18 protein-coding genes are annotated in these 17768 nt (G+C 38.3%); 13 read left to right on the top strand and 5 right to left on the bottom strand.

Translation table 11 applies throughout. The features are described from left to right. The coding region (locus tag Q0039_RS00900; protein WP_297507624.1) for a tail fiber domain-containing protein at positions 1-1167 on the top strand (1167 nt) is incomplete at its 5' end. Between the two features lie 94 nt (positions 1168-1261). On the opposite strand, the gene Q0039_RS00905 is transcribed toward Q0039_RS00900, so the two are convergent. From Q0039_RS00905 to Q0039_RS00915, 3 genes are all read right to left on the bottom strand, one after another. Further along, positions 1262-3127, bottom strand: a complete 1866-nt coding sequence (locus Q0039_RS00905) for a M1 family metallopeptidase (protein WP_297507627.1) — start codon at positions 3125-3127, stop codon at positions 1262-1264. A gap of 141 nt (positions 3128-3268) precedes the next feature. Beyond that, positions 3269-4885: a S8 family peptidase gene (locus Q0039_RS00910; protein ID WP_297507631.1), complete on the bottom strand. Its 1617-nt coding sequence runs from the start codon at positions 4883-4885 to the stop codon at positions 3269-3271. An 82-nt stretch (positions 4886-4967) separates the two neighbouring features. After that, positions 4968-5828 (bottom strand): MBL fold metallo-hydrolase, encoded by an 861-nt coding sequence (locus Q0039_RS00915; protein ID WP_297507634.1) that lies wholly within the window; start codon positions 5826-5828, stop codon positions 4968-4970. Between the two features lie 231 nt (positions 5829-6059). On the opposite strand from Q0039_RS00915, the gene Q0039_RS00920 reads away from it, so the two are divergent. Genes Q0039_RS00920 through sufD form a run of 5 tightly spaced genes read left to right on the top strand, consistent with a single transcriptional unit; the run spans position 6060 to position 10484 of the window. Then, positions 6060-6389 carry an iron-sulfur cluster assembly accessory protein gene (locus Q0039_RS00920; protein WP_297507637.1) on the top strand — a complete coding sequence of 110 codons (330 nt, stop codon included), beginning with the start codon at positions 6060-6062 and terminating at the stop codon, positions 6387-6389. 49 nt (positions 6390-6438) lie between these two features. Beyond that, positions 6439-7887, top strand: a complete 1449-nt coding sequence (gene sufB, locus Q0039_RS00925) for a Fe-S cluster assembly protein SufB (protein ID WP_297507640.1) — start codon at positions 6439-6441, stop codon at positions 7885-7887. A gap of 30 nt (positions 7888-7917) precedes the next feature. Further along, complete coding sequence (locus Q0039_RS00930) at positions 7918-8310, top strand: four helix bundle protein (RefSeq protein ID WP_297507643.1); 393 nt, start codon at positions 7918-7920, stop codon at positions 8308-8310. A gap of 51 nt (positions 8311-8361) precedes the next feature. Further along, a complete protein-coding gene (gene sufC / locus Q0039_RS00935) occupies positions 8362-9111 on the top strand; it encodes a Fe-S cluster assembly ATPase SufC (protein ID WP_297507646.1) in 750 nt (249 codons plus the stop codon). Positions 9112-9167: 56 nt separating this feature from the next. Further along, a complete protein-coding gene (gene sufD / locus Q0039_RS00940; protein ID WP_297507647.1) occupies positions 9168-10484 on the top strand; it encodes a Fe-S cluster assembly protein SufD in 1317 nt (438 codons plus the stop codon). 45 nt (positions 10485-10529) lie between these two features. Here the strand turns inward: sufD and Q0039_RS00945 are convergent, their stop codons facing one another. Beyond that, positions 10530-11879, bottom strand: coding sequence for a serine hydrolase (locus Q0039_RS00945; protein ID WP_297507650.1), 1350 nt, complete (start codon positions 11877-11879; stop codon positions 10530-10532). A gap of 155 nt (positions 11880-12034) precedes the next feature. On the opposite strand from Q0039_RS00945, the gene Q0039_RS00950 reads away from it, so the two are divergent. The 6 genes from Q0039_RS00950 to Q0039_RS00975 all read left to right on the top strand — a co-directional run bounded on the left by Q0039_RS00950 (position 12035) and on the right by Q0039_RS00975 (position 15944). Beyond that, positions 12035-13249 carry a cysteine desulfurase gene (locus Q0039_RS00950; RefSeq protein WP_297507653.1) on the top strand — a complete coding sequence of 405 codons (1215 nt, stop codon included), beginning with the start codon at positions 12035-12037 and terminating at the stop codon, positions 13247-13249. 12 nt (positions 13250-13261) lie between these two features. After that, positions 13262-13693 (top strand): hypothetical protein, encoded by a 432-nt coding sequence (locus Q0039_RS00955; protein ID WP_297507656.1) that lies wholly within the window; start codon positions 13262-13264, stop codon positions 13691-13693. A gap of 4 nt (positions 13694-13697) precedes the next feature. Beyond that, a complete protein-coding gene (locus Q0039_RS00960) occupies positions 13698-14120 on the top strand; it encodes a SufE family protein (RefSeq protein ID WP_297507659.1) in 423 nt (140 codons plus the stop codon). A gap of 15 nt (positions 14121-14135) precedes the next feature. Further along, positions 14136-14459 (top strand): SUF system Fe-S cluster assembly protein, encoded by a 324-nt coding sequence (locus Q0039_RS00965; RefSeq protein ID WP_129460269.1) that lies wholly within the window; start codon positions 14136-14138, stop codon positions 14457-14459. A gap of 7 nt (positions 14460-14466) precedes the next feature. Beyond that, positions 14467-14973 (top strand): DUF2480 family protein, encoded by a 507-nt coding sequence (locus Q0039_RS00970; protein WP_297507665.1) that lies wholly within the window; start codon positions 14467-14469, stop codon positions 14971-14973. Positions 14974-15059: 86 nt separating this feature from the next. Beyond that, on the top strand, positions 15060-15944 hold the full coding sequence (locus Q0039_RS00975; protein WP_297507668.1) for a DUF3078 domain-containing protein: 885 nt from the start codon (positions 15060-15062) through the stop codon (positions 15942-15944). A 207-nt stretch (positions 15945-16151) separates the two neighbouring features. Here the strand turns inward: Q0039_RS00975 and hflX are convergent, their stop codons facing one another. Then, positions 16152-17375, bottom strand: a complete 1224-nt coding sequence (gene hflX / locus Q0039_RS00980; RefSeq protein WP_297507671.1) for a GTPase HflX — start codon at positions 17373-17375, stop codon at positions 16152-16154. Positions 17376-17557: 182 nt separating this feature from the next. On the opposite strand from hflX, the gene Q0039_RS00985 reads away from it, so the two are divergent. After that, positions 17558-17768, top strand: a 211-nt coding sequence (locus Q0039_RS00985; protein ID WP_297507674.1) for a hypothetical protein, incomplete at its 3' end; no start/stop codon positions are given.

Here is a 17768-nt window from a genome sequence, read left to right on the forward strand (position 1 = left end):
GGAAATTGGAACACTGCTACGGGTTATCGTTCTTTGTTTTCAAATACTACGGGTTCTTTAAATTCCGCTACGGGTAGTTTTGCCTTACGAAACAACACCACGGGTTTTCAAAATACGGCCATCGGTAGTTTTGCATTGAATTTGAATACAACCGGATATGATAATGCTGCAACCGGAAGTTATTCTTTGAATTTTAACACAACCGGATATGGCAATACAGCTAATGGGAGCTATTCATTGTTTGTTAACAGTACTGGAATTTTTAATACAGCCACTGGAGGTTATAGTTTACATAACAACACCATCGGAAATAATAATACATCTAATGGATATTATTCATTATTCTCAAACACGACCGGAATCGAACATTCAGCATTTGGATCGTATAGTTTACAAAAAAACACTACAGGGAGTCGAAATACCGCATTTGGATCAAATGCATTACGCGAAACGACCACCGGTTCAAATAATGTAGCAATTGGCACGTTTTGTTTACAAAATGCTACCACTGCAATTGGAAACACGGCTATAGGTTTTCAAACGGGTGTTGCTGGAACATCAATTCTAACGGGTAGTTTTAATACACTTGTGGGTTATACCGCAAGTTCGGATAGTTCTGTAAGGACAAATTGTATTGCATTAGCTGGAAATGGGAATCTAAATTTTGGAGGAGATAATCGTGTACGCATAGGTAATAATGCGATGACATCAATAGGTGGTCAAGTAAGCTGGACAACGATCTCTGATCAGCGGGTGAAACAAAACGTGCAGCAGGATGTTAAGGGGTTGGATTTTATTTTAAAATTAAAACCGGTAACTTATAATTACAGTATTGAACAATCCAATCAAATTCAAAAAGTAAATTCTTCCGATGATTGGTCTGGGAAATTCAATATTGAAAAAATGCGTTTTAGCGGTTTTTTAGCCCAAGAAGTTCAAAATTCGGCTCGAGAAGTGGGTTATGACTTTAGCGGGGTTGACCAGCCCCAAGATGCGAATGGATTATGGGGTTTGCGTTATGCTGAGTTTACGGTTCCCTTGGTTAAAGCTGTTCAAGAACTTCATGAAAAAAATGAATTACTACTGCAACAAAACGATTTATTACAACAACAGATTCAGTTGTTAACTACTCGGCTACAAAAATTGGAACAGCAAGTAAAACCATAGCAAAGGGCCTCTTTAAAAACAATCCAAAGTTCGGTTGCTCTAGCTAAAGGCTCTAGCTATTTAGCAGATCTATAAAAACGCTTTGAGGCGCTTATTAGTTTTCGTATTTGTTATTATTTCCTTTCACATCAGCCATTAACCCTGCCGGATCAATAACAATAGTTTTGATGGTATTCAGTGGTTTTTCAATACGAAACTGATAGTTGGGATTTCCCCAAGCCCAATCGGGTAGCACAACACGCGGTAATTCAGGGTCGGGGTTGGGTTTTTCATAATTCATCAAACGCAACGGAATGTAGAAATTTTCTTTACTCCCGTCGGTATAGGTTACTAGAAGGTCGATTGGCATCGGCATACGGCCAATACGCTCTAAATTTATAATAGTTGCACCCTCTTTTTCTTCTACACGCCCAAGACCATAGTCGATAGTATTAGTGGTTTTTGTAAAATCGGTTAAATACCAATCCAATGTTGCCCCCGAAACGCGTTCTGCTGTTCGCTTGATGTCATTCGGATTGGGGTGTTTGAATTTAAAATCGTCGTAGTATTTACGCAAGATTTTATCCATATTGCTTCGGCCTACAAGGTACTCAAATTGAGCTAAAAACACTTCACCTTTACTGTAGGAAGCAATGCTATAGCTGCGGTTTTCGTCATACCGATCGGCGTGGGTTGACAAGGGTTGTTCTTTGCCGCTATTCGCTAAATTGATATAGGCTTTGAATGCACCCGTGTAAGGATTGGCAATAGGTTGCGGGGATAATGCATTCATTGCTTTATCTTCAATATAAGACGTAAACCCTTCATCCATCCATGGATGTTTACTTTCATTACTAGCCAGAATGTGTTGGAACCAAGAGTGTCCCATTTCATGAGCGATAAGTCCGGTGAGTCCATCCAATTTTCCTTCTCCCAAAATAAGCGTACACATTGCATATTCCATACCGCCATCGCCTCCTTGAATTATCGAATATTGTTTGTAGGGATAAGGACCAACCCAGTGATTGAATAAATCCATGAGGGTTGCTACTTTGGGTTGAACCGCTTTCCAAACCAAACCTATTTCAGGTTTGTTTTTGTACAAGAAGTGTAAGGTTACCCCATTGGGTCCAGGGTAGGTATCATGAACATAGTTTGGATCGGCAGCCCAGGTAAAGTCGTGTACATTGGGTGCAATAAAGTGCCAAGTGAGCGTTTTTTGTTTTTTTGGAATAGACACTTTTACGTTAGCGTCTTGGTAGTTGTAGCCGATTTCGTTACCGTTTTGCAAGTAACCGGTTCCGCCTACGATGTAGTTTTTGTCTAAAGTAATTTTTACATCAAAGCTACCCCAAACACCGTGAAATTCTCTAGCCAAATAAGGATCCGTATGCCATCCTTCAAAATCAAATTCGGCTAATTTGGGATACCATTGCGCCATGGAAAGGGCGATGCCTTCGCGATTATTGCGACCTGAACGACGAATTTGTGCCGGAACTTGCCCTTCAAAATTTAACGTTAGTACAGTTGATTTGCCAGGCAACAAGGGTACTGCCAACGGCACATCTAAAATGGTTTCTACTTCTTTTACAGTTAATAATGCACCATCTTGTCGCACATTGGTTACGTGCAGGAATCCAATTTCATCGGGCAGGAGTTTAGCAATTCGACTTTGTTTAATCTCTTTGTCGCCCTCTTTAATTTTTTCAACCATCCGACTATCTGGATCTTTAATATGTTGAATGCGGTAATCCATTTCGCTTCCGGGTTGGAAGGCATTATTGTACAAATGATAATATACTTTATGCAAGGTATCAGAGGAATTGTTGGTGTAGGTCAATTCCTGTTTCCCTGAATAACGGTACGTTTTTACATCAATGGAGACGTCCATTTTGTAATCCGCTTTTTGTTGCCAATATCCGTTTTGTGCTTGAATGAATAAGGAACTTAGTGCAGCTCCGAAAAACAAAAAATATTTCATAGTACTATTTTTGCAAGGTTTCCCTAATTTCTTTGGGTAAAAACTATGCCACAAATTATAAAAAACTTGTGGCATAGATAATTTATTTTCAGCATTATCGGCAAAAAGGACGATAAAACTACATTTAGAATTTACAAAATCTTATTTTTTGGCTGTTCGCGACATTTGGTCGGCCATTAAAATTGCATTATAGGCATTTACAATTTTTCCAGAAACACAAGTGTTATTGAACGGAATTTGTGTTTTTTCTTCCCCTACATTTACACTGCTGGGTAGCGCAACACCCGAATCCATTAAAATATGTTTTACTTGTGAGGCGGTTAATTGAGGGTAGTAAGAACGAATCAAAGCTGCTACACCTGCGGCATTAGGAGCCGCCATTGAAGTACCTTGTTCGTATTTGTATTTATTGTTTGGAATGGTGGCATAAATTTTCGCGCCTGGGGCAAAAATATCCACATTTTTTTGGCCATAGTTGGAGAAGTCAGCAACTATTTTTGATCCCGTATCGGTATTTAAGGCACCAATAGTAATCAAGTTATCTGCAATTTCTTTGCCGTTTACCTCATCGGTTGGAAAATTGGGCTCTACATCAATGTTCTTACTATCATTTCCAGCAGCATGTACGATTAATACGTCTTTACTTTCTGCATATTTAATAGCATCCCAAACCCACTCTTTGTGAGGTGAATAGTCTTTACCAAAACTACCATTGATCACTTTAGCACCGTTATCAACGGCATAACGAATGGCCAATGCAATGTCTTTGTCGTATTCGTCTCCGTTTGGTACGGCACGAATAGCCATAATTTCAACATTTTTAGCTACAACGCCATCACCACCTATTTCGTTTCCGCGCACTTGTGCGATGATACCCGCCACGTGTGTACCATGCAAAGCGTCTTCTACATCGGGACCTTTAACATTGCCATTTCCGTAATTTTTGTCATTAATGTCTTCTGGATTATCACCGATTACTTTACGCCCGTCAAATTCAACATTAAGGTTGTAATTTAAATGGTCGTTTACATACTCAACATAGGACTTGATTTCTTCTTGAAACGCATCCCCAGCTTGAGTTGCAATACTCATCATCATCATTTTACTTCGGTTAAGTCCAGCATCTTTAGTTGAGATGCCTTTCAAATCTTCCTTAGAGTAGGTTTCTTTTTTCAAATAGCTTCGAATGTCTTGATCGGCTTTAGCGATCATATTTACTTGAGGCTTTTGTTGTTTTAATTCAAGGATTTTTTTATCCAATTCGGCTTTTGCTTTTTTGTATTCTTCAGAGCCGTCATCTCCTTTTTTTACAATTCGAGTTAACTCCAAATTCATGTCTGTAGCATCCCCTAAAAAGTTCCAACCATGAATATCATCTACAAATCCATTTTTATCGTCGTCAATATTGTTACCTGGAATTTCATTTGTATTGGTCCATATATGTCCTTTTAAATCCGGGTGATCAACATCTAAACCGGAGTCGACTACACCTACGATTATTTTTGTTCCCTTCCGTTTTTTTAATAACTCAGTATACGCTCGATCAACGCTCATTCCAGGAACCGTATCATTTACGATATCCAAATGACTCCATCGCATTAAGTCGTTTTCTTTGATAGGCTTGGCTTTAAGAATAGTTTTGTCGATTTTGATAGGCGCAAGATTTTTGAATTGCGCATACGATGGGCCATAACACGACAGAAGTGCGGTTACTAAAGCTAAAACACCCATTGGCTTTTTAAAATTCAAGTGCAACATATATAAAATTGTTTTAATGCCTTTAGTGGCAAATTTGGTTTAAAAATATTCGGTTTTTTAGAAATAGCCGAATCGATTAACATTAGATTAAGATATCTTCTAGGCGAAAAACTTCCTTCAAACGAATTCCTTTTTCGGTTTGTTCTACAGTGACAATAGGATTGTGCGCATCGTGTTCCAACCATAAATAGTAGTTGTTATCGGCAGCAGCATTAAGAAATTTTGTTTTTTCACTTAATGTTAAAAGAGGGCGGGTATCATATCCCATTACATACGGAATCGGAATATGTCCAGCAGTGGCCAACAAATCAGCACAAAACACAATCGTTTTCTCACCGAATTGAATATGGGGCAGCATTTGCTTTTCGGTATGACCATCCGCATAGAAAATGGAAAATCCCATTTCGTTTGAAAACCCAAAATCTCCCTCTGGACGTTCAATAAAGTGCAGTTGTCCGCTCTCTTGTATTGGGAGTATATTTTCATCCAAAAAAGAGGCTTTTTCTCGTGCATTGGGTTGCGTAGCCCATTGCCAATGGTTGCTATTGGTCCAAAATTTAGCATTTTTAAAAGCTACTTCAAAGCCTTCACTACTCGTTTTTCGGTTCACACAGCCACCGCAATGGTCAAAGTGCAAGTGAGTCATAAATACATCGGTCACTTCATCGCGATGAAATCCATGTTTTTTTAACGATTGGTCCAAAGAATGCTCACCCCAAAGCGAATAATAGCTGAAGAATTTTTCCGATTGTTTTGTGCCCATTCCGGTATCAATTAAGGTCAATCGGTTACCGTCTTCAATAAGCATACAACGGGCTGCAATATCGATACGATTATTGGCATCGGCCGGGTTTGTTTTATTCCAAATGGTTTTCGGAACGACTCCAAACATGGCTCCTCCATCGAGTTTAAAATTGCCAGCTTCAATAGGGTAAATTTTCATATACAGTATTCGTGTTTTTTACAGTAAAAAACCAACAAAAAGCAGGCCGGTTTTTCTCTTTTTTAGAACGGATTAAAAAAATAAAGGTGCAATTTAAGAAAACGACCCTTTGTTCCCTTTAAAAATTGATAAAAACTATGAAGTTATCAATCCAAAAAATGAAGATAAACCTTGAAAAAATACTTTTATGGCGTATCTTTGTCTTTAATTTAGACAAAATCAAAATAAGCTATGATTAAAGTGTCCGAATCTGCTAGTAAAAAAATCGTCGAAATGATGAAAGACGATGGTTTTGATGCCGCACAAGACTACGTTCGAGTAGGGGTAAAAAGCGGTGGATGTTCCGGTTTGTCGTATGAATTAAAATTTGACAAATCTATCGGAGAAAACGATAAAGTTTTTGAAGACAACAATGTACGTATCGCTGTAGAGAAAAAGTCATTTTTGTATTTGGCCGGTACGGTTTTAGAATATTCGGGAGGATTAAATGGAAAAGGATTTGTTTTTAACAATCCAAATGCTACTCGAACTTGTGGATGTGGAGAGAGTTTTTCGCTCTAAGAAAAAAAAGGAATTGAGAACGTATTCCTGCAATCTTTAAAATATAACAATGGCAAAATATACCGAAGACGATTTAAAGATCGAACTCGAGAACAAAGAATACGAATACGGTTTTTACACCGATATTGAAAGTGAGACATTTCCAGCGGGTCTAAATGAAGACATTGTTCGAGCCATTTCAAATAAAAAGGGCGAGCCCGAATGGATGACGGAATGGCGTTTGGAAGCGTTTCGCGCATGGAGCGCAATGATCGAACCTGAATGGGCAAATGTGCATTACGAAAAACCCGATTTCCAGGCCATTTCGTATTATTCTGCACCTAAAAAGAAAGACAAATACGCCTCGTTAGATGAGGTTGATCCAGAATTGTTGGACACCTTTAAAAAGCTAGGTATTTCTCTGGATGAGCAAAAAAAGCTGGCTGGAGTAGCGGTAGATATCGTAATGGACTCGGTATCGGTAGCCACCACTTTCAAAAAAACCTTGGCCGAAAAAGGAATTATTTTTTGTTCGATTTCTGAAGCTATTCAAGAACACCCCGAATTGGTGAAAAAGTATATTGGTTCGGTTGTTCCCCAAAAAGACAATTTTTATGCTGCATTAAACTCGGCAGTATTTTCTGACGGTAGTTTTTGTTATATTCCAAAAGGGGTCCGTTGCCCAATGGAATTATCGACATATTTCCGAATTAATCAAGGGGGGACAGGTCAGTTTGAGCGTACCTTAGTAATTGCAGACGAGGGCAGCTATGTTTCCTATTTAGAAGGATGTACGGCGCCAAGCCGCGATGAGAATCAACTGCATGCCGCGGTTGTAGAATTGATTGCCTTGGACAATGCTGAAATTAAGTATTCAACGGTACAAAATTGGTATCCTGGAAACAAAGAAGGAAAAGGTGGCGTATTTAATTTTGTAACCAAACGTGGGTTGTGTGAGGCAAATGCTAAAATTTCTTGGACCCAAGTCGAAACCGGTTCTGCTGTAACATGGAAATATCCGAGCTGTGTATTAAAAGGGGATAATTCAATTGGTGAATTCTACTCAATTGCAGTAACTAATAATTTTCAACAAGCTGATACGGGAACCAAGATGATTCATTTAGGTAAAAATACTCGGTCAACGATTATTTCCAAGGGAATTTCTGCAGGAAAGTCGCAAAACAGTTACCGTGGTCTGGTTCAAATAGGTTCACGTGCTGAAAATGCCCGCAATTTTTCCCAATGTGATTCGCTTTTGATGGGTAATCATTGTGGAGCACATACTTTCCCGTATATCGAAAGTAAAAATGCTACGGCAAAAATTGAACACGAGGCTACAACTTCTAAAATCGGAGAAGATCAAGTATTTTATTGCAATCAACGCGGAATCCCAACCGAAAAAGCCATTGCATTAATTGTGAACGGTTTTAGCAAGGAAGTTTTGAATAAGTTACCCATGGAATTTGCGGTGGAAGCTCAAAAATTATTGGAAATTTCGTTAGAGGGGAGCGTTGGGTAATTCGAGATTCGAGATTTGATATTTGAAATTATGGCTACGTTTACAAAATTTGAAGATTTAAAAATTTGGCAAGAAGCTCGAATTTATGCTGATAAAATATTTACTCTTTCAAATGCGGAGAAGTTTAAAAATGATTTCAAATTAATAAATCAAATCCACGATTCCTCGGGTTCAATAATGGATAATATCGCTGAAGGCTTTGAAAGAGAAGGAAACAAAGAATTTGTTCATTTTTTAACTATTTCAAAAGGTTCTTGTGGAGAATCCCGTTCACAACTGTATAGAGCTTTTGATAGAAAATATATATCAGAGGTTGAATTAAATGAGTTAGTCGGAGATAGCCTAGAACTCAGTAAATCACTTTCAGGATTTATGAATTATTTAAAAAAATCAGAATACAAAGGAAATAAGTTTAATAAATAAGGTTTGTTTTGGAGCAGTTTCAAATCTCAAATCTCAAATTTCAAATAAAAAATGTTAATCATTAGAAATTTACACGCTTCGGTAGAAGATAAAGACATTTTAAAAGGTGTTAACCTAGAAATCAAGGCCGGTGAAGTACACGCAATTATGGGTCCGAATGGCGCCGGAAAAAGCACCCTTTCATCAATTATTGCTGGAAATGAAAACTATGAAGTTTCTCAAGGAGAAATCCTATTAGACGGTGAAGATATTTCAGATATGGCTCCCGAAGAGCGTGCACACAAAGGGGTGTTTTTATCGTTTCAGTATCCGGTTGAAATTCCAGGTGTTTCAGTAACAAACTTCATTAAAACTGCAATCAACGAAAAACGGAAAGCCAACGGTGAAGAAGAAATGCCTGCCAACGAAATGTTGAAAAAAATCCGGGAAAAGTCAGAATTGCTTGAAATGGACCGTAAATTTTTATCCCGTTCGTTAAATGAAGGGTTTTCGGGAGGAGAAAAGAAACGCAACGAGATTTTCCAGATGGCAATGTTAGAACCTAAAATTGCAATTTTAGATGAAACGGATTCTGGATTGGATATTGATGCATTACGCATTGTTGCAAATGGAGTGAATAAGTTGAAAAACGAAAATAATGCCGTATTAGTGATTACGCATTACCAACGTTTGCTCGATTACATTATCCCTGATTTTGTACATGTTTTAATGGATGGGAAAATTGTAAAATCGGGGGGGAAAGAATTGGCAATAGAACTCGAAGAAAAAGGATACGATTGGATTAAAAGTGAATTGAATTAGTGAGCAGTCATAGTAAGCAATATTGTAACTAAAAACTGTGAATCAACATAAAAAATATGGAATTAAAAGAGAAACTAATTTCTTCTTTCATGGCCTTTGAAGAGCAAATCGATGTAAATTCTGGTTTATATGATGTGCGAACAGCGGCGATTAAAAATTTTGAAAACAAAGGGTTTCCTTCTAAAAAAGAGGAGGCGTGGAAATATACTTCATTGAATGCCGTATTGAAACATGATTTTACCGTGTTTCCAAAACATGAATCGGCAATAGAATTTAAGGATGTGAAGAAGTATTTCTTGCACGAAATCGATACGTATAAAGTTATTTTCATCGATGGAAAGTACAGTTCGTTTTTGTCGCAAACTACCCACGAGGGTTTAGATGTCTGCCTAATGTCATCGGCATTTACGAAACCCAAATACAAGATGGTTATGGATAATTATTATAACCAGATTGCCAATAAAGACGAAACCTTAACTTCTTTGAACACTGCATTTGCTTCGGAAGGAGCGTATATCAATATTCCGAAAAGTAAAGTGGTCGACAAACCCATTGAGATTATTTATTTTTCAACGGGACAAGAAAGTGCATTAATGGTCCAGCCCCGAAATTTAATTGTGGTAGGCGAAAACGCACACGTACAGATCATTGAACGTCATCAAAGTCTGAATGAAAACGCGGTATTAACCAATGCGGTAACCGAAGTTTTTGCGCTAAAACGTGCAATTGTAGATTATTACAAAATTCAAAACGATTTGTCCAGCGCCAATTTAATTGATAATACCTACATAGCCCAAAAACAAGAAAGTCGCGTTTCAGTACATACGTTTTCGTTTGGGGGTAATGTGACGCGAAACAACTTAAATTTTTATCATCAAGGGGAACGTATTGATTCTACTTTAAAAGGAATTACAATAATTGGCGACAAGCAACATGTTGATCATTATACATTGGTACATCATGCACAACCCAATTGTGAGAGCCATCAAAACTACAAGTGTATTGTTAACGATAATGCTACAGGAGTGTTTAACGGGAAGATTTATGTTGAAAAAGAAGCCCAAAAAACCGATGCGTTTCAACAAAGCAACACCATTTTATTGAGTGATAAAGCCGTTATTAATGCAAAACCCCAATTGGAAATTTTTGCAGACGATGTAAAATGCTCACACGGATGTACAATTGGTCAATTGGATGAAAGTGCGATGTTTTATATGCAACAACGCGGTATTCCTAAGAAAGAAGCCAAAGCGTTGTTGATGTATGCCTTTTCCAATGAAGTTATTGAAAGCATTCAAATCCCCGAATTAAAGCAACGCATCACCAAAATTATTGCTATGAAGTTGGGGGTAAATTTGGGATTTGATTTGTAAAGCGGATCTATAACTTGATACCGAAGGTTTTTTATAAGCCTGCGTTTATTTTTGGATACTCTTTACGATTCCACTTAGCAATCCATTAAAATCAAAACCTGGATCTTCTTTTAACCCCATCCGGACGATTACTAAATCATGCTCTGGAAAAATGGCGACCATCTGACCCTGAAAGCCACTGCAGTAGAACATACTGCGGGAGACATCGGGGAATTTTCCGCCGGCGTTCAACCAAAATTGTGCCCCATACCTTCCTTCTGAAGTTGGCGTGGGTGTTGCCACATATTTTGCCCATTCTTCTGAAAATAAACGTTCACCATTCCAAAGGCCTTTATGCAAATACAATAAACCAAATTTGGCCCAATCGCGAGGGGTAGCCCAGCCGTAGGAGGAGCCCACAAAGTTGCCCGCCATATCGGTTTCTACAAGCGCAGAATGCATGCCAATTTTATCCAACAAACTGTTGTACCAAAAGTCGAGATAATCTTGGTGTGAAGCGAACTGTTGGCGTAAAATACCGCTTAGTAAATTGGTTGTTCCAGAAGAATAATTCCATGAGGAATTGGGTTTCCCGACTAAGGGTTTGTCGCGTTGAACGGCTGCCATATCCCTTGCTTGAAACAACATTTGTGTAGCATCGCAAATTTTGTCGTACTGTTCTTCCCATTCCAAACCGGAGTTCATTTGCAAGAGATTGTGTAGTGTGATTTTTTTACGGTCGTCGTTTTGCCAAGCGGCGATGGGAGCCGGTTTTCGAATGTCAATTTTTGCTTGGTATTGGAGAATTCCGAAATACGTTCCTGTTAAACTTTTAGTCATCGACCAGCCCAGTAAACGGGAATCTTTGGTAAATCCGTCGGCATATTGCTCGTAGATGAGGTGGTCTTTGTACAGAACAACTACGGCACGTGTGCGTTTGCGCTTTTCACCTTTTGAATCAAAAGCTTGGGCTACGGTTTTCTTCAAAAGCCCATAATTAATATTCCCAAATGTGCTGTCTTTAGGAGCGCCGGCACCAAAAGGATACGGGATAGAAGTGTTGGGTTTAAGTGTACGTCGAGGGATTAAATACGGCTTTGAAACATCAAATGATTCATCGATTAAGGTGGCCCCAAGTCCGGGTCGATAAATCGCTTTGCGTTCTTTAATACCATAGACGCTTGAAATTGCGAATTGCTCGTTAAGGTTAACAGAATTACGGGCTAAATCTACTAAGGGAATATCATTATCTCCCGATTCAATAATGGTTAAAGAGCGGTTGTCCAAAAACGTTCCCGACGCGACACTTTTAGCAGAAAACCCCGAGATTAAATCCAATTTTGGGTAGGCAAAAATGTAAAAAATAAGTCCCAAAAGGGCTAAACAAAAGACAGTAATTTTCAGGATTTTTTTCATGAAAATGAAATAGAATTTGAAATTCGAAAATACATAAAATTTAGATTGAAAATAGTGCTAAAATCTACAAGTGATAAGGAAAAGTTAATTGGTTAAAACACCCACGCAACGGGGAAAGTTTTACTATCTTTGTTGTTGAAAAATTCTAAATAACAATGTTGGACCTTCAAAAAATTCGAGCGGATTTCCCCATTTTAAACCAAAAGGTAAATGGGCAACCGTTGGTCTATTTCGATAATGGGGCAACTTCACAAAAACCCCAAGTAGTACTCGACGCGATTACCCAATATTATTCTGAAATCAATGCAAATATTCATAGAGGTGTGCATACGTTAAGTCAGTTGGCTACCGATGCTTATGAAGCTTCGCGCGAGAAAATTCAACGCCATTTGAATGCCAAACACCCACATGAAATTATTTTTACAGCAGGAACTACACACGGAATAAATGCTGTGGCAAATGGATTTGCAGCACTCTTGCAATCGGGCGATGAGATTTTAGTTTCTGCAATGGAGCACCATAGTAATATTGTGCCGTGGCAAATGTTGTGCGAACGCACGGGAGCCGTTTTGAAAGTGATTCCAATGAATGAGAAAGGGGAACTGATCCTTTCAGAATATGAATCGTTGTTGTCAGCGAAAACAAAGATTGTTACGGTTAATCATATTTCCAACGCGTTGGGAACGATAAACCCAGTCGAGTATATCATTCAAAAAGCGCATGCAGTTGGCGCTGCTGTTTTAATAGATGGCGCACAAGCGACACCACACTTAAAACCAGATGTACAGGCCTTGGATTGTGATTTTTATGTGTTTTCTGGACATAAAGTATGCGGTCCAACCGGAATTGGAATTTTATACGGAAAAGAAGAATGGTTGCATCGGTTACCTCCCTATCAAGGTGGCGGCGAAATGATAGCTACAGTACGATTTGAGAAAACAACCTATGCCGATTTACCGCATAAATTTGAAGCAGGTACACCTAATATTGCAGGGGGAATTGTGTTAGGAACTGCGATCGATTATTTAAATGAAATTGGATTTGAAGCAATTGCGGCCTATGAACAGGAATTATTGGAATATGCTACACAAAAACTCGAACAAATCGAAGGACTACGCATTATTGGAACGGCAGCAAATAAAACTTCTGTGATTTCATTTAATGTAGGAAATATTCACCCATATGACATTGGCACGATTATCGATAAATTGGGAATAGCGGTGCGAACGGGTCATCATTGTGCCCAACCAGTGATGGATTTCTACGGAATTCCAGGTACAGTTCGCGCAAGTTTTGCCTTTTACAATACCAAGGAAGAAATTGATATTTTTGTAGAGGCACTTCAAAAAGCCATAATGATGTTATCTTAAAAACGCTAACGTATGAAAACAATTGCAATGCTGCTTTTCACCCTAATTATGGGAAAAGGATGTTCTGGGAACAGTGCCGATTTGGCCTTGGCGAAAATAACGTACACGGCTCAATCGCGCGGGGTGAATAAAGTAATTATCATCCAAAACAAAAATATAACTGTAGAGTCTGGCCGTGGAAAAGAAGCTACAATTGCCACCGCTACGATTTCAGAAGGCGATTGGAGTGAATTGGCGCGCAAGTTTGAAAAAATGGATTTGGAGAAAATAGAAACCTATGCGGATCCTTCGCAAGAGCGTTTTTATGATGGTGCTGCAATTGCCAATTTGACGGTAGAGTACAACGGAAAAACATACCGTTCTAAAGATTTTGACCATGGGAATCCACCCAATGAATTGAAAGCAATAGTCGATCAAATTTTCTCCTTAATCTCAGAAAAATAAAAACATGACCATACACGATATTCAAGAAGCGATTGTCGATGAGTTTTCTATGTTTGACGACTGGATGCAACGGTATGAATATATCATCGAACTTGGAAAGTCCCTTCCAATAATTGATGATCAATTTAAAACCGACGATAATATTATCAAAGGTTGCCAGTCGAAAGTATGGGTACATGCCGATGAAAATGATGGGAAATTGTGGTTTACGGCTGACAGTGACGCAATATTAACAAAAGGAATTATTGCCCTATTGATTCGCACTTTTTCAGGACAAGAACCTAAAGCCATTTTAGAAGCTGATGCTGATTTTATTGATGAAATCGGATTAAAAGAACATTTATCGCCTACCCGTGCTAACGGTTTGGTATCGATGATCAAACAAATCAAAATGTATGCGTTGGCCTTTGAAGCCAAAAATAAATAATCAAAAAACACATTCATGGAAGAATTTAACGATACGATCAATTTAGGAGAAAATGTAGTCAAAGTGCTCAAAGGCATTTATGATCCTGAAATTCCGGTAGACATTTATGAATTGGGTTTGATTTATGATGTAATGATTAATGAAGATCACGAAGTGAAAGTATTGATGACTTTAACTTCACCCAATTGTCCCGTAGCCGAGACATTACCTGCTGAGGTTGAAGAAAAAATCAAGAAAATTGAGCATGTTAAGTCGTGTGAAGTAGAAATCACTTTTGATCCACCTTGGAGCAAAGACTTGATGAGCGAAGAAGCAAAGTTAGAATTAGGCATGTTATAATCGCGTCATGGACGAAATTGTAAATCGGGTCGCACAATCGGAATTACTTGTTTTTGATTTAGAGGATTACTATCCCAAGCAAATCAAAAACAGTATTGACATTGCACAATGGCTGGAATCGGGATTTTTATTAAAAGAAAAGGATTTTAGAGCCGCATTGAAAAATAACGACTGGAGCCAATATTCGGGTCAGTTGGTTGCGGTATTCTGTAGCACGGATGCTATTCTTCCTGCGTGGGCTTCGATCTTAGTTACGACCTATCTTTCTCAAACCGCCGATTGGGTTGTTTTAGGAAATCCCAATACCATAGATTCCCAATATTACCAAAAAGTTTTGGCAACTTTAGATTTTACACCCTACCAAGATAAACCCGTTATTTTAAAAGGGTGTGCACACCAACCTGTTCCCGAAAGCGCCTATATCACCGCTATTCAAGAATTGCAAAAACACGCTAAAAGTGTGATGTATGGAGAAGCCTGTTCGGCAGTCCCATTATTTAAAAAAGGGAAATAAATACAAACTAACATTCTTGACCGGTTCATTTGAACAAATAGGAAGTATTTTTACTTTTGCACTCGAAAAATCAACCCCTATCAGTTATGAAAAAGCTGGTTTATTTTGTTCTATTCATTTGCGTTGGACAAACATCCTTGGCACAATTAAGTGAAAAGGAACTTTTAAAGAAAACAGACGAGGTTATTAAAAACATCAATCAAGAAAGGCCTAATGGTTGGACCAAAAAAGGTGTCGCAACGTTTTTGGCAAATCAAGCTATTTTTAACAATTGGTTAGCCGGTGGACAAACTAGTTTTTCGGGTAATATTACATTGAATTACGACATCAATTATAAGAGCGATACTTGGAATTGGGACAACAAATTTATCGCGGGTTATGGGCTAACTAAGATTAAAAAACAACGCATGCAAAAAACAGACGACCGCATGCAGTTGAATTCCTTGCTGGGTAAAAAGTTTACAGAAGTGTGGTATTATTCTTTTTTCTTTAATTTTAATTCGCAGTTTGATTCGGGCTTTGAAAAGGGGGTTAAAACATCGCATTTATTTTCTCCCGTTTATATTCAGTTTGGCCCAGGAATTTTGTGGAAACGGAATGATAATTTTAAGATAAATGTGGCGCCAGCCACTTCAAAAGTGGTTTTGGTGCATCGTCATTTTACCGAAAACGGTTCGTCGTTTGGTGTAAAACAAGGCAATACTATGCGGTATGAGTTTGGTGCCGCGGTAAACGGATACTATAAATGTAACTTGATGGAGAATGTAGTCATGGAGAATATCATGAACCTGTATTCTAATTATCATGAAGACCCACAAAATATTGATATCGATTATACGTTAAATATCAATATGAAGGTGAATAAATACCTTTCGACCAATTTTGCATTTCAAACGATTTATGATGACAATGCTTTTGCTGGATTTCAAACCCGTCAGAATATTGGAATTGGAGTGAATTATACGTTTTAATTTGTAGACCCCTTATTCTTTTACCATGCGTGAGGGGTAGAAGTGAAAAGCCTGGCGGCGACAAAGGAGACGGCAGCTTGTAACGGATGACCCGACCCCGATAGTAAAACGGTGGCTTTTGCCCCGTTGCAACCTATCGTGGGGCACGCCCAAAACAATTATTTATAGATTGAAACTTTAATAAGTTCCTAAAGGAGCCGTTTTTTGTTATTCTTTTTCGACAGCGTCTTTATAATCGGGGTATAAGAAATTATTATAGGGAAAGCGTGTGATATGGATTTTTCGAACGGCCTCGTAGACTTTTTCTCGAAACTCTTCAAAATTGGCTTTTTCTGTTGCCGAAATAAAAACGGTATTGTCTTCGCCCAAATGACTCATCCAAGTATTTTTCCAATCGTCTAGGGTATAGTGTTTGCTTGTGCGTTCGGTCGTAAGATCATCATCGGCAATGATTTCATGTTTGTAGGCATCGATTTTATTAAAAATCATTAGGGTTGGCTTGTCATTGCTTTTAATGTCCAGCAAAATTTGATTCACCGAATCGATATGGTCTTCAAAATCGGGATGGGAAATATCGACTACATGAAGTAATAAATCGGCTTCGCGCACTTCATCTAATGTGCTTTTAAACGATTCAATCAATTGTGTAGGTAGTTTTCTAATAAAACCTACGGTGTCAGATAGCAAGAAAGGTAAGTTTTTAATCACAACTTTTCGCACAGTAGTATCTAATGTTGCAAAGAGCTTGTTTTCTACAAATACTTCACTTTTCCCTACCGCATTCATCAGTGTAGATTTTCCCACATTGGTATAACCCACCAAGGCAACACGCACCATTGCGCCGCGATTGCTTCGTTGAATAGCCATTTGTTTGTCGATCGTTCGAATTTTTTCTTTGAGTAAAGCGATGCGATCGCGCACGATTCGACGGTCGGTTTCAATTTCGGTTTCTCCAGGTCCTCGCAATCCGATTCCCCCTTTTTGACGTTCCAAGTGTGTCCACATTCCGGATAAACGCGGTAATAAATATTGACATTGTGCCAATTCAACTTGGGTTCGAGCATAGGAAGTTTCGGCCCGTTGGGCAAAAATATCTAGAATTAAATTGGTCCGGTCTAAAACTTTACAATCTAATATTTTTGAAATATTTTTTTGTTGAGAGGGAGATAATTCATCATCAAAAATCACAGTTGAAATAGTGTTTTCTTTTACATATTGATGAATTTCGTCTATTTTACCCGTTCCTAAAAAAGTTTTTGGATTTGGCCGTTCTAATTTTTGCCAAAACCTTCTAATCACTTCGCCACCAGCAGTATACGTTAGAAATTCCAATTCATCCAAATACTCTTTGAGTTTGTCTTCATTTTGGGACTGCGTAACAATTCCGACGATTATGGTTTTTTCAAAATTTACCTTTTCCTTTTCGAGCATAGTATCATTTTCTTGATGCAAAAATACATATAAATACGTGCATTTTTCTTCAAATCAACATTTCTAAATGATTTCTTAATTCTAAAAATTAAGAAATTCGGCTGTATTTCAGTTTTTTTTTTAAATTTGGAGATTAAAATCAAACAAATACTATACTTTAATTAACTTAATCTCCATTGTAAATGAAGAAAATTACTTTCGTTCTTGCTTTACTGTACACCTTTTTGGGCTTTGCCCAGTTTCCCACTCCTGGGATTGAAGGCTTTGAGAATACGACCAATCCGGACGTTGCGACCAATCCCTCTCCATGGACTTTAGGGACTGGGGCCACAGGTAACCAGTGGGCAGTTTTTGACAATGGTGTAGGAACCGCCCGTCGATGGACTATAACTA

The organism is Flavobacterium sp., from assembly GCF_027484945.1.
GTDB lineage: Bacteria > Bacteroidota > Bacteroidia > Flavobacteriales > Flavobacteriaceae > Flavobacterium.

Coding starts and splice junctions, on each gene's coding strand:
- Q0039_RS00905 (WP_297507627.1), bottom strand. CDS start 3,127: ATGAAATATTTTTTGTTTTTCGGAGCTGCACTAAGTTCCTTATTCATT.
- Q0039_RS00910 (WP_297507631.1), bottom strand. CDS start 4,885: ATGTTGCACTTGAATTTTAAAAAGCCAATGGGTGTTTTAGCTTTAGTA.
- Q0039_RS00915 (WP_297507634.1), bottom strand. CDS start 5,828: ATGAAAATTTACCCTATTGAAGCTGGCAATTTTAAACTCGATGGAGGA.
- Q0039_RS00920 (WP_297507637.1), top strand. CDS start 6,060: ATGATTAAAGTGTCCGAATCTGCTAGTAAAAAAATCGTCGAAATGATG.
- sufB (WP_297507640.1), top strand. CDS start 6,439: ATGGCAAAATATACCGAAGACGATTTAAAGATCGAACTCGAGAACAAA.
- Q0039_RS00930 (WP_297507643.1), top strand. CDS start 7,918: ATGGCTACGTTTACAAAATTTGAAGATTTAAAAATTTGGCAAGAAGCT.
- sufC (WP_297507646.1), top strand. CDS start 8,362: ATGTTAATCATTAGAAATTTACACGCTTCGGTAGAAGATAAAGACATT.
- sufD (WP_297507647.1), top strand. CDS start 9,168: ATGGAATTAAAAGAGAAACTAATTTCTTCTTTCATGGCCTTTGAAGAG.
- Q0039_RS00945 (WP_297507650.1), bottom strand. CDS start 11,879: ATGAAAAAAATCCTGAAAATTACTGTCTTTTGTTTAGCCCTTTTGGGA.
- Q0039_RS00950 (WP_297507653.1), top strand. CDS start 12,035: ATGTTGGACCTTCAAAAAATTCGAGCGGATTTCCCCATTTTAAACCAA.
- Q0039_RS00955 (WP_297507656.1), top strand. CDS start 13,262: ATGAAAACAATTGCAATGCTGCTTTTCACCCTAATTATGGGAAAAGGA.
- Q0039_RS00960 (WP_297507659.1), top strand. CDS start 13,698: ATGACCATACACGATATTCAAGAAGCGATTGTCGATGAGTTTTCTATG.
- Q0039_RS00965 (WP_129460269.1), top strand. CDS start 14,136: ATGGAAGAATTTAACGATACGATCAATTTAGGAGAAAATGTAGTCAAA.
- Q0039_RS00970 (WP_297507665.1), top strand. CDS start 14,467: ATGGACGAAATTGTAAATCGGGTCGCACAATCGGAATTACTTGTTTTT.
- Q0039_RS00975 (WP_297507668.1), top strand. CDS start 15,060: ATGAAAAAGCTGGTTTATTTTGTTCTATTCATTTGCGTTGGACAAACA.
- hflX (WP_297507671.1), bottom strand. CDS start 17,375: ATGCTCGAAAAGGAAAAGGTAAATTTTGAAAAAACCATAATCGTCGGA.